Origin of the sequence: Pandoraea capi, assembly GCF_902459735.1 — a bacterium.
Taxonomy (GTDB): Bacteria; Pseudomonadota; Gammaproteobacteria; order Burkholderiales; family Burkholderiaceae; genus Pandoraea; species Pandoraea capi.
The window spans coordinates 1-15,794 of the sequence record NZ_CABPRV010000005.1; the positions used below are offsets into that span (position 1 = coordinate 1).

Annotated in this window: 13 protein-coding genes and 1 pseudogene; 11 read left to right on the top strand and 3 right to left on the bottom strand. The window is 62.3% G+C overall.

What is annotated here, in order from left to right; genetic code table 11:
- The first annotated feature begins 118 nt into the window (after window positions 1-118).
- The 6 genes and pseudogenes from PCA20602_RS11850 (at window position 119) to PCA20602_RS26005 (ending at window position 4,761) form a co-directional block, all read left to right on the top strand.
- Window positions 119-1,000: a branched-chain amino acid ABC transporter permease gene (locus tag PCA20602_RS11850; RefSeq protein ID WP_069341749.1), complete on the top strand. Its 882-nt coding sequence runs from the start codon at window positions 119-121 to the stop codon at window positions 998-1,000.
- 13 nt (window positions 1,001-1,013) lie between these two features.
- Window positions 1,014-1,889, top strand: a complete 876-nt coding sequence (locus PCA20602_RS11855; protein ID WP_150721411.1) for a branched-chain amino acid ABC transporter permease — start codon at window positions 1,014-1,016, stop codon at window positions 1,887-1,889.
- An 18-nt stretch (window positions 1,890-1,907) separates the two neighbouring features.
- Window positions 1,908-2,708 carry an ABC transporter ATP-binding protein gene (locus tag PCA20602_RS11860; protein ID WP_069341747.1) on the top strand — a complete coding sequence of 267 codons (801 nt, stop codon included), beginning with the start codon at window positions 1,908-1,910 and terminating at the stop codon, window positions 2,706-2,708.
- On the top strand, window positions 2,705-3,418 hold the full coding sequence (locus PCA20602_RS11865; RefSeq protein WP_150721412.1) for an ABC transporter ATP-binding protein: 714 nt from the start codon (window positions 2,705-2,707) through the stop codon (window positions 3,416-3,418). The genes PCA20602_RS11860 and PCA20602_RS11865 overlap by 4 nt, the downstream gene beginning before the upstream one ends.
- A 303-nt stretch (window positions 3,419-3,721) precedes the next feature.
- On the top strand, window positions 3,722-4,039 hold the full coding sequence (locus tag PCA20602_RS25610; protein WP_174981007.1) for an MASE4 domain-containing protein: 318 nt from the start codon (window positions 3,722-3,724) through the stop codon (window positions 4,037-4,039).
- Between the two features lie 179 nt (window positions 4,040-4,218).
- A pseudogene (locus tag PCA20602_RS26005) lies at window positions 4,219-4,761 on the top strand (GGDEF domain-containing protein).
- 28 nt (window positions 4,762-4,789) lie between these two features.
- On the opposite strand, the gene PCA20602_RS11880 reads toward PCA20602_RS26005, so the two are convergent.
- The 3 genes from PCA20602_RS11880 to PCA20602_RS11890 are packed head-to-tail and all read right to left on the bottom strand — an operon-like array spanning window position 4,790 to window position 7,238.
- Window positions 4,790-5,278 carry a dihydrofolate reductase gene (locus PCA20602_RS11880; protein WP_150721415.1) on the bottom strand — a complete coding sequence of 163 codons (489 nt, stop codon included), beginning with the start codon at window positions 5,276-5,278 and terminating at the stop codon, window positions 4,790-4,792.
- On the bottom strand, window positions 5,275-6,069 hold the full coding sequence (locus PCA20602_RS11885; protein ID WP_150721416.1) for a thymidylate synthase: 795 nt from the start codon (window positions 6,067-6,069) through the stop codon (window positions 5,275-5,277). The genes PCA20602_RS11880 and PCA20602_RS11885 overlap by 4 nt, the downstream gene beginning before the upstream one ends.
- Window positions 6,070-6,128: 59 nt before the next feature.
- Window positions 6,129-7,238, bottom strand: coding sequence for an ABC transporter ATP-binding protein (locus tag PCA20602_RS11890; RefSeq protein ID WP_150721417.1), 1,110 nt, complete (start codon window positions 7,236-7,238; stop codon window positions 6,129-6,131).
- Between the two features lie 412 nt (window positions 7,239-7,650).
- Between PCA20602_RS11890 and PCA20602_RS11895 the strand changes: the two genes are divergently transcribed.
- From PCA20602_RS11895 to PCA20602_RS11915, 5 genes are all read left to right on the top strand, one after another.
- Window positions 7,651-9,438 (top strand): ABC transporter permease, encoded by a 1,788-nt coding sequence (locus tag PCA20602_RS11895; protein WP_174981026.1) that lies wholly within the window; start codon window positions 7,651-7,653, stop codon window positions 9,436-9,438.
- 598 nt (window positions 9,439-10,036) lie between these two features.
- Window positions 10,037-10,978 (top strand): LysR family transcriptional regulator, encoded by a 942-nt coding sequence (locus PCA20602_RS11900; protein ID WP_150721418.1) that lies wholly within the window; start codon window positions 10,037-10,039, stop codon window positions 10,976-10,978.
- Between the two features lie 256 nt (window positions 10,979-11,234).
- Entirely contained in the window at window positions 11,235-12,245 is a 1,011-nt protein-coding gene (locus PCA20602_RS11905) for an ABC transporter substrate-binding protein (RefSeq protein ID WP_425495668.1), read from the top strand.
- 128 nt (window positions 12,246-12,373) lie between these two features.
- A complete protein-coding gene (locus PCA20602_RS11910; protein ID WP_150721420.1) occupies window positions 12,374-14,401 on the top strand; it encodes an aconitase family protein in 2,028 nt (675 codons plus the stop codon).
- A 3-nt stretch (window positions 14,402-14,404) separates the two neighbouring features.
- Complete coding sequence (locus PCA20602_RS11915; protein WP_150721421.1) at window positions 14,405-15,688, top strand: CaiB/BaiF CoA transferase family protein; 1,284 nt, start codon at window positions 14,405-14,407, stop codon at window positions 15,686-15,688.
- The last annotated feature ends 106 nt before the right edge of the window (window positions 15,689-15,794 follow it).

Sequence of the window (15,794 nt, forward strand, 5' to 3'; positions counted from 1 at the left end):
GTACTTGAAGAAGTCCGCATGGGCGTAGGGCCGAAAGGCGCTACGCCCATCGGCGTTTCTGGCGCACGTCGCCCCCCATACGACGCGCGCTCCCGTCCCTTAGGCTGGAATACACACCATGCTGGAACAGCAACTCGTCAACGCGCTCTCCCTCGGGTGCGTGTACGCCTTGTTCGCGCTCGGGTTCACACTCGTGTTCGGCATCCTCGGCGTTATCAATCTTTCACACGGCGCGGTTTTCATGGTCGGTGCCTATGCGGCACTGCAAGCTGTCGTGCGCCTGCATCTACCGCTATGGGCGGCTATTCTCACGGCCGTCGTCGTCGCTGGCCTGTTAGGCCTGATCATCGACGTACTGGTGCTAAAACCGTTGCGCAAGCGCGGTGCGCCTCACCTGATTCCGATGATCGCGACCATTGGCGTGGGCATTCTGCTCAACAACGGCGTACAGGGCATTTTCGGCGCGGAGAACCTGCGTTTTCCGTACGACATCGTCTCGCAGGACACTCTCACGGTGGCCGGCGTTCACATGACGGTGCTTGAACTGGCGATCATCTTCATCTCGTTTGCGCTCATGGCCGTGCTGATTACCACGATCAAGAAGACGCAATTGGGACGTGCGCTACGTGCCATCGCCGAATCGCCGAAGGCGGCGTATCTGCTGGGCATCAACGTCGAAGGGTTGTTTCTGGCGACGTCGTTCGCTGCCGCAGGTCTGGGCGGTATGGCCGGGGTGCTGATCGGCCTTTACTCCAACGCCGTATTCCCGCTCATGGGGCAGCCGATGCTGCACAAGGGCATCGCCGTGATCATTCTCGGCGGCATGGGCGACATTCGCGGCGCGATGATCGGCGGCTTGTTCCTCGGCTTCGCCGAAGTGCTGTCGGTGGCGTACATCGGCTCGAACATGCGCGATGCCGTGGCGTTCGGCCTTCTGTTCCTGATCCTGCTGGTGCGTCCGCAGGGGTTGTTCGGCAAAGTGCTCGAACGCAAAGCGTAATCACGGGGGCGCAATGGACTGGTTCAATAATTTCTGGGCGGTGTACAGCAATCTGGTGCTGACGTTGGGTACCAATGCGTTGCTGGCACTGTCGATTTACCTCACGCTCTCGTGCGGCATGCTGGCAATGGCCAACGCGGCGTTCATGGGCATTGGCGCGTACAGCGCGGCACTGCTGACGATGAATTACGACGCGCCGTTTGCCGTGTCGCTCGCTGGCGGCATGGCTGCGCCGGCGCTGATCGCGTTCATCATCGGCAAGCCGACGCTGCGTCTGTCCGGCGTGTATCTGGCCATGGCGACGCTCGGTTTCGGCGAAGTCGTGCGCGTGCTCATCCTGAACACGGAGGATCTGACGGGCGGCGCGCTCGGTCTGAACGGCATTCCGCAACTCACGCAGTGGTGGCATGTCGCGGCGGCTGTCGTGATCGTGCTGGCGGTGCTGTGGCGTCTGCGTCGTTCGAAGGTGGGACGCGCATTCGAAGCCATCAAGGAAGATGAGACGGCAGCCGGCCTCATGGGCATCAACGTCACCGGCTACAAGATGCTGGCGTTCGTGCTCGGCGCGGTGTTGGCCGGTTTAGCCGGTGCACTCAACGCACATTTGACGTTCTTCATCGGACCGAACGAATTCGGTTTCGACCGTGGCGTCGAAATTCTGACGATGGCGATTCTCGGCGGTATCAACGGTCTCGTGGGCCCGGTGCTCGGCAGTACGATTCTGACGTTGTTGCCGGAACTGCTGCGCGCGTTCAACGACTTCCGTCTCGTGGTCAACGGCCTGATCCTGGTGCTGATCGTGTTGTTCCTGCCCAAGGGCATCTGGGACCCGATGCGTTTTCGCCGTTGGTTCCGTGCCGGCAAGGCGCGTTCGGCGTCTTCCACGTAAGCGCACGGAGGACACGACATGCTTAAGCTTTCCAATATTTCCAAACGCTTCGGTGGCCTTCACGTGTTGCAGGACGTGAACATCGAAGTCCCGCAAGGTACGATCTTTGGCCTGATCGGCCCGAACGGTGCAGGTAAGACGACCGTTTTCAACCTGATCACCGGCCTGTTGCAGCCCACGGGCGGCAGCATCACGTTCAACGGCGAGAGTCTGGTGGGCGAGAAGCCGCACCGGATTACGCAGCGCGGTATTGCGCGTACGTTCCAGAACATCCGCATCTTCAAGGAGATGACGCTGATCGAGAACGTCGTGGTCGGCATGCATCGCCATCTCACGTATGGTCCGGCGGGGCTGTTGCTGTCGTTGCCGGGCTTCCGCGATATGGAGAAGCGTTCGCGCGAGCGTGCGCACGAGCTGCTTTCGTGGGTCAAGCTCGACCATAAGGCGTACGACATTGCGGACAACCTCTCGTACGGCGATCAGCGCAAGCTCGAACTGGCGCGCGCGCTGGCAACCGAGCCGAAACTGCTGCTGCTCGATGAGCCGGTCGCGGGCATGAACACCGGCGAGAAGGTCGATCTGATGAGCGAGATCGAGAACATCAAGGCGCGCGGTTACACGATCTTCATGATCGAGCACGACATGCGCTTCGTGATGGGGCTGTGCGAGCGAATTGCCGTACTGAACTTCGGCCGCATCATCGCCGAAGGCAAACCGGACGAGATCAAGAACAATCCGCAGGTCATTGAAGCCTATCTGGGCCGCGATGACGATGACGATGTGGCGGCCCTGGCGGCTGGCGCGGAGGACAAGGCATGAGCGCGCTGCTCGAAGTGAAGGGCCTGAAAGTGGCCTACGGGCATATCGAGGCCGTGAAGGGTGTCGACTTTGCATTGCGCGAGCACGAGATCACGTCGCTCGTCGGCGCGAACGGTGCGGGCAAGTCGACCACGTTGATTGCGCTGTCTGGCCTCATCAAGAAGCAGGCGGGAACCATTGTCTTCGAAGGTGAGGACATTGGCGGCCTGGCGCCCAACAAGATCGTGCAGCGCGGGTTGGTGCAGGTGGCGGAAGGGCGTGCCACGCTCACCACCATGTCGGTGCGCGAGAATCTCGAACTGGGGGCGTACACGCGACGCGACAAGCAGAACATCAAGCCGGATCTGGACAAGGTGCTTGAGCGTTTTCCGCGGCTCGCAGAGCGTATCGACCAGATGGCGGGCAATCTGTCCGGCGGTGAGCAACAGATGCTGGCGATCGGCCGTGCGTTGATGGCACGTCCGAAGTTGTTGCTGCTCGACGAGCCGTCGATGGGGTTGGCGCCGATCATCGTGCAGGGCATTTTCGCCACGCTCAAGGAGATCAATGCCGATGGGTTGACCATCTTCCTGGTCGAGCAGAACGTGCGTCAGGCACTCAAGATCGCTCAGCACGGTTACGTGTTGGAGACCGGCAAGGTCGTGTTGGAGGACACTGGCCGGAATCTGCTCGGGAATCCGCGAGTGCTGGAGGCGTATCTGGGCGGTTAAGTCCCGAAAAGGGCACGGAACGAAGGCGTGTTCAAAACGCATATTCGAACGTTACCGGCCAACGCCATGAAGTGACGCCAACGGCGTCGACGGGCTATTCGAAGATAGCTGGTCGACGCCGTTTCTCTTTTTGTGGATGGAGGCCGAAAGGCAACACCAACGCAAGGCACGTTGGCAGGCCGTCGGAATTGGTGCATGCTCCGGCTATTCGGCCGCGGGCCCTCACGGCGACGCCGCCGACGAGGCTCCGTCGATTCGGCATCGCGCTCGACAGGAGGAAGAGATTTCAGGGACGGCTTTCTGATGGAGCACGCTTCGCGTGGACAGCGGGCTTTTGCCGGCTGTCTGGCGATCGTGGCGTATCTGCTTTCTGCGCAATTTCGGGTCAGCCGTCTGCCTGTGTTTGGTTGGCTTGCCGGTGCCTACGCTTTTACGGCGATGACTGTGGCGATGCAGTTGTTGACGTTCCCCGGACTTTTCGCCCCCACGGGATTGTTTGGCGCCCATCCGACGACATCCGGCTGGATCTGGGTCTTCTGGCATGCGGGATTCCCGACGCTCGTCGTCATCGCGATGCTCTCGCAGCGCCTCTATCTATCGAATTCACGCCGAAGCTCGTGACCCAATTGCTCCCGGTCGGCCAACGCCTCTGGCTTTACCTGGGGCTATCGTGGGTCGTGGGCGTGCTGCTGTGTTTGACGGCGCTGACAGTGCGACTACCGCCGGCCTTGTCACCGGCCACTGCGCCAGGCGACTTCTCTGGCGGCGGAACCGGCATCGTTTTGCTCGTGCTCAATCTCGTGGCCATCAACGATCGTTTTCCCGGTGACTTCGAGCAAGCACGTCGCGCCGGACATCCTCTGTCGCTGTTGATGGTCGACGTCGATCATTTCAAGCGCTACAACGACGAACATGGCCATCCCGTGGGCGACGAATGCCTTGAGCACGTTGCACTGGCGTTGATGCGCTCGACGCACCGCCCAACCGATCTCGTCGCGCGCTACGGGGGATAGGAGTTCGTGATCGTGTTGCCTGAGACGAATGGCAAGGGCGCACATTTCGTAGCCACGCGCGTGACGGAGACCGTACGTGCGTTGGCGATCCCGGGCTCGGGACCGCAGGGTGTCATGACCGTCAGCGTCGGATGCGCAACGCACGTACCGCAGCAAGGGGATGCGCGAGATACGTCGGAGCGGTTGATTGCATTGGCCGATGAGGCGCTATACGCAGCGAAACGCTTGGGGCGTGATCGTGTCCACGTGGCAACGGGCGTTTCGGTGGGGGATGTGTGTGAAGGCGATGGCGCGGCCACTGACGTGCCGCGCGTGAACCTGAACATCTGAGGATCGCCCGGACAGCCGGGCGACAGTGTCAGACGCGTTCGTACGTAACGAACGAGTAATCGAAATCGTTCGGCGCGGGCGAGTGATGGGTTTCACGCGCGGTCTCGCGCCATTGCGCAGCCGAGAGATCCGGGAAGTGGGCATCGCCTTCGAAGGCCTTGGCGATCTCCGTAACGACGACCTTGTCGGCACTCGCCAACGATTCCGCGTACAACTGCGCGCCGCCGATCAGGCAGATTTCCTCGGCGCCCACACACATGCGCATCGCATCCACCAGCGAACCGGCCACTTCGCATCCTTCAATCTTCAGATCCGGATTGCGCGATACGACGATATTGCGGCGCCCCGGCAGCGGACGCCCGATCGAATCGTACGTCTTGCGACCCATCACGACGGGCTTGCCGAGCGTGGTGCGCTTGAAGTGGGCGAGGTCTTCCGGCAAGCGCCAAGGCAATTGGTTATCGCGCCCGATCACGCCATTCTCGGCTCGGGCGACGACCAGCGTCAGTATCGTCATACGGCCACCGGTGCCTTGATATGCGGATGCGCTTCGTATCCGGTGATATGGAAGTCCTCAAATTTGTAGTCGAAGATCGAGTCGGGCTTGCGCGCGATTTCAAGCTTCGGCAGCGGGAACGGTTCACGTTCGAGCTGCGTGCGCACCTGATCGAGGTGGTTGTTGTACAGGTGACAGTCGCCGCCGGTCCAGATGAAATCGCCCACGTCCAGCCCGGTTTGCTGCGCGACCATGTGCGTGAGCAATGCGTAGCTGGCGATGTTGAACGGCACACCGAGGAAAATGTCGGCGCTACGTTGATAGAGCTGGCAGGACAGCTTGCCGTCTGCAACGTAGAACTGGAAGAACGCGTGACACGGCGGCAACGCCATTCGCGGGATCTCACCGACGTTCCACGCGGATACGATCAGGCGACGCGAATCGGGCGTCGAGCGAATCTGATCCACGATCTGCGTGATCTGGTCGATATGGCCGCCGTCCGGCGTCGGCCACGAACGCCATTGCGCACCATAGACCGGACCGAGTTCGCCGTCGGCATCGGCCCATTCGTTCCAGATGGAAACACCGTTTTCCTGCAAATAGCGCACATTGGTGCTGCCCTGCAAGAACCAGAGGAGTTCGTGCACGATGGACTTGATGTGCACTTTCTTCGTGGTGACGAGCGGGAATCCTGCCTGCAGGTTGAAGCGCATCTGATAGCCGAACACCGAGCGCGTGCCCGTGCCGGTGCGGTCAGTCTTGTCTGTGCCATGTTCAAGTACATGGCGCATGAAGTCGAGGTACTGTTTCATAGGCCCATCCGTTTTGCCGGATTTTACCAGCCTCTGCGTAACAGTGCCCTTCCCGGGCCTTAGACCACGGCAGGACTCGCGGTGAATGCTACCGGGTGTTGCACCGTGAGCCGAAGTCCCACGCGATCGCCTGCCTCGTGCGCGAGCTCGCCATCGACCCGGGCTACGACCTCGATACCGGACGCCAGACGCAGCGTGTACAACTGATCAGCGCCGCGAAACGCGCGTCGTACGAGCGTGGCTTCGAAAGGGCTTGCCGGGTCGTGCGCGATGTCGTCTGCACGCAACAGGACGTCGACATGGACGGGATAGGTGTCTTTCGCTGCATTGCGCAGCAGCTTGCCGGCTATCGCCGGTGAAATGGAAATCTCTCCCAGCTCCATCGAAATGCCGCCGCCGTCCGCATTGCCGCGGAACGTACCCGGAATCAATGCCCCGCGACCGATGAAGTCCGCAACCACGCGGTTGGCGGGCGTGCGCCAGAGTTCGCGCGCGGGAGACCACTGGGCAATAGCCCCCGCATGCATCACGCCGATGCGGTCGGCCATGGCGAACGCCTCATGCTGATCGTGTGTGACCAGAATGGCCGTGGCGCCACTCGCACGGATGATTTCGCGGACTTCGACGGCGAGGCGCTCACGCAGATCGAGGTCGAGATTCGAGAAGGGCTCGTCCAGCAGCAACAGCGCCGGCGCGGGCGCCAGCGCGCGGGCAAGCGCTACACGTTGTTGCTGGCCACCCGACAACTCGTGGGGATATTTTCGCAGTGCGCCGGACAGACCGACACGTTCGGCAAGCATCTCGACGCGGGCCTTACGTTCCCCGCGTGGTATGCGGCCCAGACCGAAGCCGATGTTCTGCGCCACGTTCAGGTGCGGGAACAGGGCATAGTCCTGAAACACCACGCCCACGTGGCGGCGCTCCGGCGGCTCGCTGATTTGGGCATTCGCGACTTCATGACCATCGAGCACGATCCTTCCGCCGACCAACGGTTCGAAGCCGCAAACAGCCCGAAGTACGGTCGTCTTGCCGCAGCCAGACGGGCCCAAAAGGCACCCGATCTCCCCGCGTGCAAGGGACAGCGACAGATCGCGTACCGCTGTGTGGACGTGTCCTGCGGTGTCATAGCTGACGGAGATGTGATCGAGCAGTAGATAGGGCAGAGGCATCGGCGTGATGGAGGTTTGCGCTGGGCGGTTGACCGTTAGTTACGCTGGTTGCGTTAGCGGCGTTAGCGTACGGGACATGGTCTCGTGCTTGCCGTCTTCGACCTCGTTGGTAGATTGGTTGGTTCGTTGGCGAGTTTTGCTTGTCGGGCACTTTCCGGGCGTGGCCGTGTCAGAGGCGCAGATGGGAATGCGTATAATTTACAACGCTTTAGACCAGAGAATGATTTTCGGTTCCGTTCAGTAATACGCAAAGGGCGTCGGGTCGTGGTGACCCACGGTCACATTTCGCAGCGCTGACGCGCAGCGCTATCTGTCTAGCCACGATGCATCCTGATTGACGCTGTACTTCCCGAAATCTCCGGAACCCCTAGATCCCGGGACGCCTCTTACCGCCTCCAACCACGATTTGCCGATGTCATCGACGCCTCCGTCACGCGCCGTTACCGATACGCTACCCGCTGAATTGCCTCCGGAAGCGACACAAAGGCGACCATCGCTCACGCCTGACCCCGTCGCGCAGACGCAGGCGACGTCTTCCCCCCATTTTGAGACGCATCGCGTGCTGCGCCGCCGTCACCATCGGCTTTTCGGTGCTTCAGGTTGGCGACTGGTGGCGTGGATTCCGGCGTTGATCGTGCTCGTGCCGATGTTCGGCATTCTGGCAGCCCTGGGGGCGGGGGATGCTGACACCCGAGCGGTCCTGACGCACATGCTCGATACGGTGTTGCCCGAGTACGCGCTGAATTCACTACGCATCTCGCTGGCAGTGAGCGGTGGCGTGCTGGTGATGGGCGTGGCGAGCGCATGGCTGGTCGTGCACTACGCCTTTCCGGGACGGCGCGTGCTCGAGTGGGCGCTCATCCTGCCCCTGGCGATGCCTGCGTATGTCACCGCCTATGCGTACACTGACTTCCTCCAGTTCGCGGGACCGGTGCAGACGGGCTTGCGGCAGATGCTGGCGGTCGACCGTCTGGCATGGTTCCCCGAAATCCGTTCCTGGTATGGCGCGGCCTGGGTCTTTGCCGGTGCCTTCTATCCCTACGTGTATTTGCTGGCCCGTACGGCGTTCACGGAGCACAGCCAACGCTTCTTCGAAGCGGCGCGCACGTTGGGATGTACGCCGCTGCGTGCGTTGGTACGCATCGCACTGCCGCTCGCGCGCCCGGCGTTGGTTGCAGGGGTGGCATTGGTCCTCATGGAGACGCTGGCCGATTACGGGGCCGTGGCGTACTTCGGCGTGCCCACTTTCACGACAGGTATTTACCGCGCCTGGCTCTCGATGGGAGACCGAGTGGCGGCGGCACAGCTGTCCGCGTGCTTGCTGTTCGCGGTCATGCTGCTTTTGGTCGCCGAGGCACGCAGCCGGACGCGCCTGCGCTATTACGGCGCGCCGGGACGCGCGCCGACAACGTCGCGCCGTACGCGTCTCAAGGGGCTGCGTGGCAGTCTGGCGACCCTCGTTTGCGCGCTACCGCTTGTCATTGGCTTTGTGCTTCCGGCACTCATCATGGTGCGACTGGCGATATCCGAACTGGATCAGGTGCCATGGCCGCGCTATGGCGAATGGGTCTTCAATACGGTGCGGCTCGCGGCGGTGGCCGCAGTCGTAGCTTGCGCATTCGCGCTGGTCCTTGGCTATGCGCAGCGACTGGCGCCGGGGCGCATCACGCGTATCGCCGTGCGGCTGGTCGGGGTGGGGTACGCGATTCCCGGGGCGGTCATTGCGTTAGGCATTCTCACGCCGGTTCTGCATCTGGATACCTGGCTGGGCAATGCGTTCGGTGCGAACGGTCTGGTGCTTGCCGGGACCGGCGGCGTGTTGATTTATGCCTATCTCGTTCGATTCCTGCCCGCCGCGCTCCAGAGCGTGGATGCCGGCTTCGCCAGAATTGCACCGAATCTCGACGCCAGCGCCCGGAGTCTCGGGGTGGGGGGATGGGCGATGTTGCGCCGGGTTCATCTGCCATTGTTGCGGGGGAGCGTGCTGACGGCCGCCTTGCTGGTGTTTGTCGACGTCATGAAGGAGCTGCCCGCCACGCTTGCGTTGCGGCCTTTCAATATGGATACGCTGGCTGTGGTTACGAGTCATCTGGCCGCCGATGAGCGTCTGGCTGAGGCGGCAGTGCCTGCACTGACGCTGGTTCTCGTCGGACTGTTGCCGGTATTCGTGCTGGCTCGCACGATCGCACGTCGCCCTTGAGGTCTCAAAATGCGCCGCGTGCGTCATCGCGGTGCCGCTTTGTTAAATCTAGAAACGTTTCACAGTTGCCGCGTCGATAGCGTCGCACTATAGTCAAATCAGACCCGGCGACCGAGCCGGGATGATTGAGCGTCAACAAAATGATTGCGATCATCATTTGCAAATGTTGGCTGTTCATGGCCTTGGCGACGGCACCACCACCCGAGGCACCGCTCAACACGGCTGACGGCGGCTGGAGTGCCGTTTTGCTGACGGGGGCGATGCGCTAGGCGGTTGTCCTGGGAGGGATCGGCGCAAGGACATTTCACCGGACGCAGGACGTCCGGGGGAAGCGTGCAACCTGACGAGACCATGTCGGTTACGTGTCATGTCGGCATCGTTGCGCCTTTGACGATGCCGTCCGCTCAGGGTTGTCTCCCGCGACGGTTGATGCGTTATCAGCCAGTTGTGGCTCCGTTTGGGGCCGTTCGCGTGGGTTCGCGGACGTTGCGTGTCAATCGAGTGTTGTTTTCACGTATGGTCAGGGGCGGCCCCGAATGACGTTTTTGTCGCGTGCGCCGCAAAATCGCTGTCAATGCAGTGCCTTCGGGAGATAGGCATGGCGCTATGGCGGATCGATCTCGTCTCGTTACGGTTGTTCGTCGCGGTTTGCGAAGAGAGCAGCATCGCTCGCGCGGCGGAGCGTGAGTTCATTGCACCTTCGGCTGTCAGTAAGCGGATCAACGACCTTGAATCGCTGGTCGGCTCCGCGCTCTTGCAGCGCCACAAGTGGGGTGTCAGGGCCACACCCGCCGGCGAAGCGCTGCTGCATCACGCGCGCAATGTACTACGCAGCCTTGAGAAGATGCAGGGCGACCTGTCGGAGTACACAAGTGGCGTACGTGGCCACATCCGCATCTTCGCCAACGTTTCCTCGATTGTCGAAACATTGCCCGACGAGCTTGGCGCCTTTCTGCGGCGTCACGAGGGCGTGAAAGTCGACCTGGAGGAGCACACCAGCGCTCAGGTCGTGCGCGGCGTGGCCGACGGGGCCACCGATATCGGCATTTGTTGGGATGCCGTCGATACGCGCGACGTCGAAGTTTTCCCCTACCGTCACGATCAGATCGTGACCGTGCTCCACCGCGACCATCCACTCGCCTGCGCACCGCAGCTATCGTTCATCGAAACGCTGGACTTCGATCAGATCGGCGTTCACCCGGACAGCGCGATGTACACCGTATTCCGGCGCTTAGCCGCAGAGCAGGGTAAAACCGTCAAGTTTCGGATTCACGTCTCGACGTTCGAAGCGGTCTGCCGCATGGTGCGGGCTCAACTCGGGCTTGCCATCGCGCCCAAGGAAGCCGTTGGTATTTATTCGCAGGTGACGGACGGCGAAGCTTTGCGAATCGTGCCGCTGACCGACCCGTGGGCGGCGCGCCGTCTGGTCGTCTGCGTTCGCCGCTACGACGCGTTGCCCGTCGCGTCCCGCATGCTGGTGGACCATTTGTGCGCCCGTAACGTAACGGGGGGGAACGTGCCGGAGGCGGGCGAAGCGTGACGGAAAGGCGACAGGTCCTTACGGCGGGTGCGAGTCCTCGCAGGCAGGCATCGTGAACCGCGATGTCTGGCATGCCGAAACACAACTTGCCGCCATGTCACGGTCAGCGGATGCTCTGGATGCCGATAGCGATTCCGGCCGACGAGCCGGGGCGCGCCTGTATCTCGCATAGTGCGGGAGGAGACACGCAATGACACATGCCGAAGCGCGCCGCGTGCGCGAAGCCGTGGGACGCCTGATTCTCGTCGTTACGCTGATGGCGTTGGGCCTTATAGCACTCAGTATGAGCGCCGGCGCCTCCGCTGCACCGGCCCAACCGCTCGAAAAACCAAAGATCACCATTGCCGTCGGCGGAAAGCCCGGCCTCTATTACCTGCCCCTCACCATCGCAGAGCAACTCGGCTATTTCAAGGACGAGGGGCTCGACGTCACCATCGATGATTTTGCCGGTGGGTCGAAGGCGTTGCAGGCGGTCGTTGGCGGGAGTGCCGATGTGGGCACCGGCGCCTTCGAACATACGCTGCTCATGCAGACCAAAGGCATGACCTACCAGTCGTTCGTCGTGCTTGGTGCGGCGCCGCAACTCGTGCTGGGCGTCGTCAAGAGCAAGGCGGCAGAGGTGAAGTCGGTCAAGGATCTGAAAGGGATGCGGGTAGGCGTCAGCGCGCCCGGCTCGAGTACGCACATGCTGGTGAGTGTTGCGCTGACGAAGGCCGGGCTCAAGCCGACCGATGTGTCGATCGTTGGCGTCGGGAGCAACGCCACGGTTATTGGCGCGACCCGCAATGGACAAATCGATGCCGTTTCCAACGTGGATCCGATGATGACGTTGCTCCAGGAGTCGGGCGACGTGAAGGTGCTGATCGATACGCGTACGCAAGCCGGGACCCGCGCAATGTTCGGCGGTCCGATGCCTGCGGCTGTCATGTATGCGCCCCAAAACTTCATCCAGAAAAATCCGAGGACGGTACAGGCGCTGGCCAATGCCATCGTGCGAGCCGACAAGTGGTTACAGCGGGCCACAGCCGCGCAGTTGCTCAAAACGGTGCCTGAACCCTATCTGCTCGGTGACAAGACGCTCTACCTGAAAGCCTTCGCCAACTGCCGCGAGGCGTTCTCTCCGGATGGTCTGATGCCGGCCGATGGACCGGCGACAGCACTCAAAGCGCTGGCCTCGTTCTCCCCGGAGGTCAAGCCGTCGCAAATCCGTCTGGGGGATACGTGGACGAATACGTTCGCCGCACAGGCGAATCGCCAGTATCCCTGAGCGTTGGTCGACGAACACGCGTTTGGACGTCATGCCCCCACTTTTTCCTCGCTGTCGCCGGCTGCCTCGGCACGCAACTTGCGATCGAAACGGGTGAACCCATGCGGGAACATTCGAGGAGCGATCTCATGCAAGCCACCGTGCAATTGAATGGCCGGGTACTGTGGTTGAGCGACCGGGCCGATGCGATGGTCCGTCAACTGGCGGGGGAGGACCTGACGCGTGCCGACGCCGGTCCGCTGCGCGATCAGATATCCACCGATGAAATGACGCCCGCCCGGGCATGTCTTGCATTCGACGAATCGCTTGGCGATTACGTTTATGCGGGTTTGCGATGCAGCGAGGACACGACCGATCCGGCGGGCGTCTTCCCGGTCAAGCCAAAAGCAGTGCGTGAAGGGGGCTTCGCGTTGTCGGTGGCGGGGTCGCGTCGCGGCAAAGGGTCGTCGCGCGAGGCCAGCCCGTTCGCCGAGTGGTGTGCCGGCATCCGTATCGTGATTGCCGAGAGTTTCGAGCGCATCTATGCGCAGAATTGCCAGAACCTCGGTCTCCTGATGTCCACCGATCTTGCCCTTGCCGAGCGCTTGCAGCGCGGCGAGGCGATTCCCATCGAGGCGTTTCTCGAAGACTGCGATCCGTTGGGCGAGGCCATTGTCCGTAGCGGCGGGTTGTTCGGCTATACGCGCCGCAGACTGTCCGGAGACATCGTGCCGCCGCAACCTGCGCATGCGCCGGGCGCCATGACTTACGGCGAAAAAATCATCGCGCGAGCACTGGGCGTTGACCGCGTACGGGCGGGAGATGCGGTGTTCGTCCCCGCAAGCTGGCGCTTCTCCCACGAGTACGTGACACCGATGGCCGTCAGTTTCCTGCGTCACGCTTTTGGAGACGAAACACCGGCGTTGCATGATCCGTCGACCGTTCTTTGCTTCGAAGATCATTTGACGCATCTTGATGCGGTGTCCGCCGATGGCAGCCGCTCAACGCAAATCGTAGACGCCGCTCGGCGGTTGGGTACCGTTCAGCGCGAGTTCTGTACGCAGCACGACGTGCGTTTGCACGGACGTGCAGCGGGCGGCGGCTCCGAGGGGATCTGCCACGCGTTGATGCTGGAACGCTATGCGTTACCGGGGCAGATCATCGTTGGTACGGACTCTCACACGCCCCATTGCGGCGCGGTCGGCGCCTTCGCCTTTGGCGTGGGCGCCACTGAGATGGCGAATGCCTGGTTGACGGGAGACGCACGACTTGCGGTGCCGGGTACGTGCCTCGTCCACCTCTGTTCTCGCTTGCCGGCGGGCGTCGGCGCCAAGGATCTCGCCCTGCATCTGCTGCACTTACCGTACATCCGCGATGGCCGCGCCATCGGGCAGATCATCGAGTTTTCCGGCGAAGCGGTGGCGCACTTGTCGACCGACGAACGGGCCACGCTCACCAACATGGTGGCCGAGATCGGCGGGCTGACGGGGCTGGTCGTACCGGATCACGAGACCGTACGCTACTTGCGCGAACGACGCGGTATCGACGTCACGTTAGATACGTGGATGACGAGTGATACGCAGGCGTCGTATGCGCATGTGATCGAGATCGACTGCGGGCAGGTCGGCGCGATGGTGGCGAGTCCGGGAGACCCGGGCAACGGTGTGGCGCTCACCGAGCTGTCGGCCGCCGTGCCCATCGACATTGCGTACGGTGGCTCGTGTACGGGCAGCAAGCGCGACGATCTGCGCGCGTGTCACGACGTGCTGTCATGGGGCCTGTCGCAGGGGCATCGTGTCGCCGACGGCGTGCGCTTCTATCTGCAATATGGAAGCGAAGACGTGCGTCTCTGGTGCGAGGCACAAGGTTACGCGGATGTGTTCAGGGCCGCAGGCGTGACGATGCTCTCGCCCGGTTGCGGTGCTTGTGTCAACGCAGGTCCCGGCGTGTCGACGGCAGTGGACGACGTGGTCATCAGCGCCCAGAACCGTAATTTCCCCGGCCGATCCGGGCCAGGACAAATGTGGCTGGGCAGTCCGGCCACGGTGGCGGCGAGTGCCTTGGCGGGGTACATCGTCGGCTTCGATCAATTACGACGCGACGGATTCGCGACCCACCTGGCGCGCGTGTCGCCGCGGCGTGGGGGCGAGGCCTCGCGAGTCAGTTCCGGAGGTTAGCCGATGCAGGACGCATTCCCCACGGCGCCGATGCCGCTCAAAGGCATTCGTGTCGTGGAGTTTTCGCACATGGTGATGGGCCCGGCGTGCGGCATGGTGCTCGGCGATCTCGGCGCCGACGTCATCAAGGTAGAGCCGGTCGGGGGAGACGCTACGCGGCGCTTGCTCGGCACCGGTGCTGGCTTTTTCCGAACATTCAACCGTAACAAGCGTAGCCTCGTCGTCGACGTGACGCGCCCCGAAGGCCGTGAACTTATCTTGCGGTTGGTCAGTACCGCAGATGTGCTCATGGAGAACTTCAAGCCCGGGCGCATGCGCCAGATCGGGCTGGATTACGCCACGTTGTCTCGCTTGAATCCGGCCCTTGTCTACGTCTCCCTCAAAGGTTTCCTGCCGGGGCCATACGCAGTTCGTACGGCACTCGATGAGGTCGTGCAGATGATGGCGGGACTTGCGTACATGACGGGGCCGCCGGGCCAACCGTTGCGTGCGGGGACGTCGGTCAACGACATCATGGGGGGCGTGTTCGGTGCGCTCGCTGCGTTGGCGGCGCTTTACGAACGCAAGACGACGGGACGCGGGCAGGAAGTACAGGGTGCGCTTTTCGAGAATTGCGTGCTGCTCGCGGCGCAACACATGCAACAGTACGCTGTCACCGGTGTCGCACCCGATCCGATGCCGGCACGCGTGTCTGCGTGGGGCGTGTACGACGTCTTCACGGCGCGCGACGGTGTGCAGATTTTCCTGGCCGTCGTGAGTGACAGCCAGTGGCGCATTTTCTGCGACGTGTTCGGGCGGCACGACCTGGCGGACGATCCCCGTCTGGCAACCAATAACGATCGCGTGATGGCGCGCGACTGGTTGCTGCCGATGTTGCGGGACATGATGCAGGGTTTCGACGCCAGCTATCTTGCGGCGGCATTCGAGCGCCACGGCTTGCCATTCGCGCCGATCGTCAAACCGGAAGCGTTGTTCGACGATCCGCATCTGCTCGCAAGTGGCGGACTGGGCGATCTGACGACCGATGACGGCGAGCAGACGCAGGTGCCATTGTTGCCGATCACGATGGCCGGGCAGCGTCTGCCCGCGCGGCGCCCGTTGCCGACATCGGGCGAGCATACGAACGAGATTTTGCGCGATCTCGGATATCCCGATAGCCAGATTGCGCGTCTGTTGAGCGAGGGGGTGGTGGCGGGACCGGTGGACGGATCGACGCCGGACGATGCATCCGGCGCGGGCGACCCCGCCGGTCCCGTTTTGTGGAAAGACGGCGCGAATCAGGGGTGAGCGCCGATTTCTCGGAGTTTTCCGAGGCGCGTCGGCGTGTTGTCTGCTTGCGGCTCGATGGGCGAGCGCGGTACGGTATGGACATCTACCGTCACTTTGCTTCCCC

What these genes read in the sequence shown, in the direction of transcription:
- PCA20602_RS11905 (WP_425495668.1), top strand. Translation starts at nt 11,235, where the DNA reads ATGGCGTTGGGCCTTATAGCACTCAGTATGAGCGCCGGCGCCTCCGCT.
- PCA20602_RS11855 (WP_150721411.1), top strand. Translation starts at nt 1,014, where the DNA reads ATGGACTGGTTCAATAATTTCTGGGCGGTGTACAGCAATCTGGTGCTG.
- PCA20602_RS11860 (WP_069341747.1), top strand. Translation starts at nt 1,908, where the DNA reads ATGCTTAAGCTTTCCAATATTTCCAAACGCTTCGGTGGCCTTCACGTG.
- PCA20602_RS11910 (WP_150721420.1), top strand. Translation starts at nt 12,374, where the DNA reads ATGCAAGCCACCGTGCAATTGAATGGCCGGGTACTGTGGTTGAGCGAC.
- PCA20602_RS11885 (WP_150721416.1), bottom strand. Translation starts at nt 6,069, where the DNA reads ATGAAACAGTACCTCGACTTCATGCGCCATGTACTTGAACATGGCACA.
- PCA20602_RS11895 (WP_174981026.1), top strand. Translation starts at nt 7,651, where the DNA reads ATGTCATCGACGCCTCCGTCACGCGCCGTTACCGATACGCTACCCGCT.
- PCA20602_RS11900 (WP_150721418.1), top strand. Translation starts at nt 10,037, where the DNA reads ATGGCGCTATGGCGGATCGATCTCGTCTCGTTACGGTTGTTCGTCGCG.
- PCA20602_RS11880 (WP_150721415.1), bottom strand. Translation starts at nt 5,278, where the DNA reads ATGACGATACTGACGCTGGTCGTCGCCCGAGCCGAGAATGGCGTGATC.
- PCA20602_RS11915 (WP_150721421.1), top strand. Translation starts at nt 14,405, where the DNA reads ATGCAGGACGCATTCCCCACGGCGCCGATGCCGCTCAAAGGCATTCGT.
- PCA20602_RS11850 (WP_069341749.1), top strand. Translation starts at nt 119, where the DNA reads ATGCTGGAACAGCAACTCGTCAACGCGCTCTCCCTCGGGTGCGTGTAC.
- PCA20602_RS25610 (WP_174981007.1), top strand. Translation starts at nt 3,722, where the DNA reads ATGGAGCACGCTTCGCGTGGACAGCGGGCTTTTGCCGGCTGTCTGGCG.
- PCA20602_RS11865 (WP_150721412.1), top strand. Translation starts at nt 2,705, where the DNA reads ATGAGCGCGCTGCTCGAAGTGAAGGGCCTGAAAGTGGCCTACGGGCAT.
- PCA20602_RS11890 (WP_150721417.1), bottom strand. Translation starts at nt 7,238, where the DNA reads ATGCCTCTGCCCTATCTACTGCTCGATCACATCTCCGTCAGCTATGAC.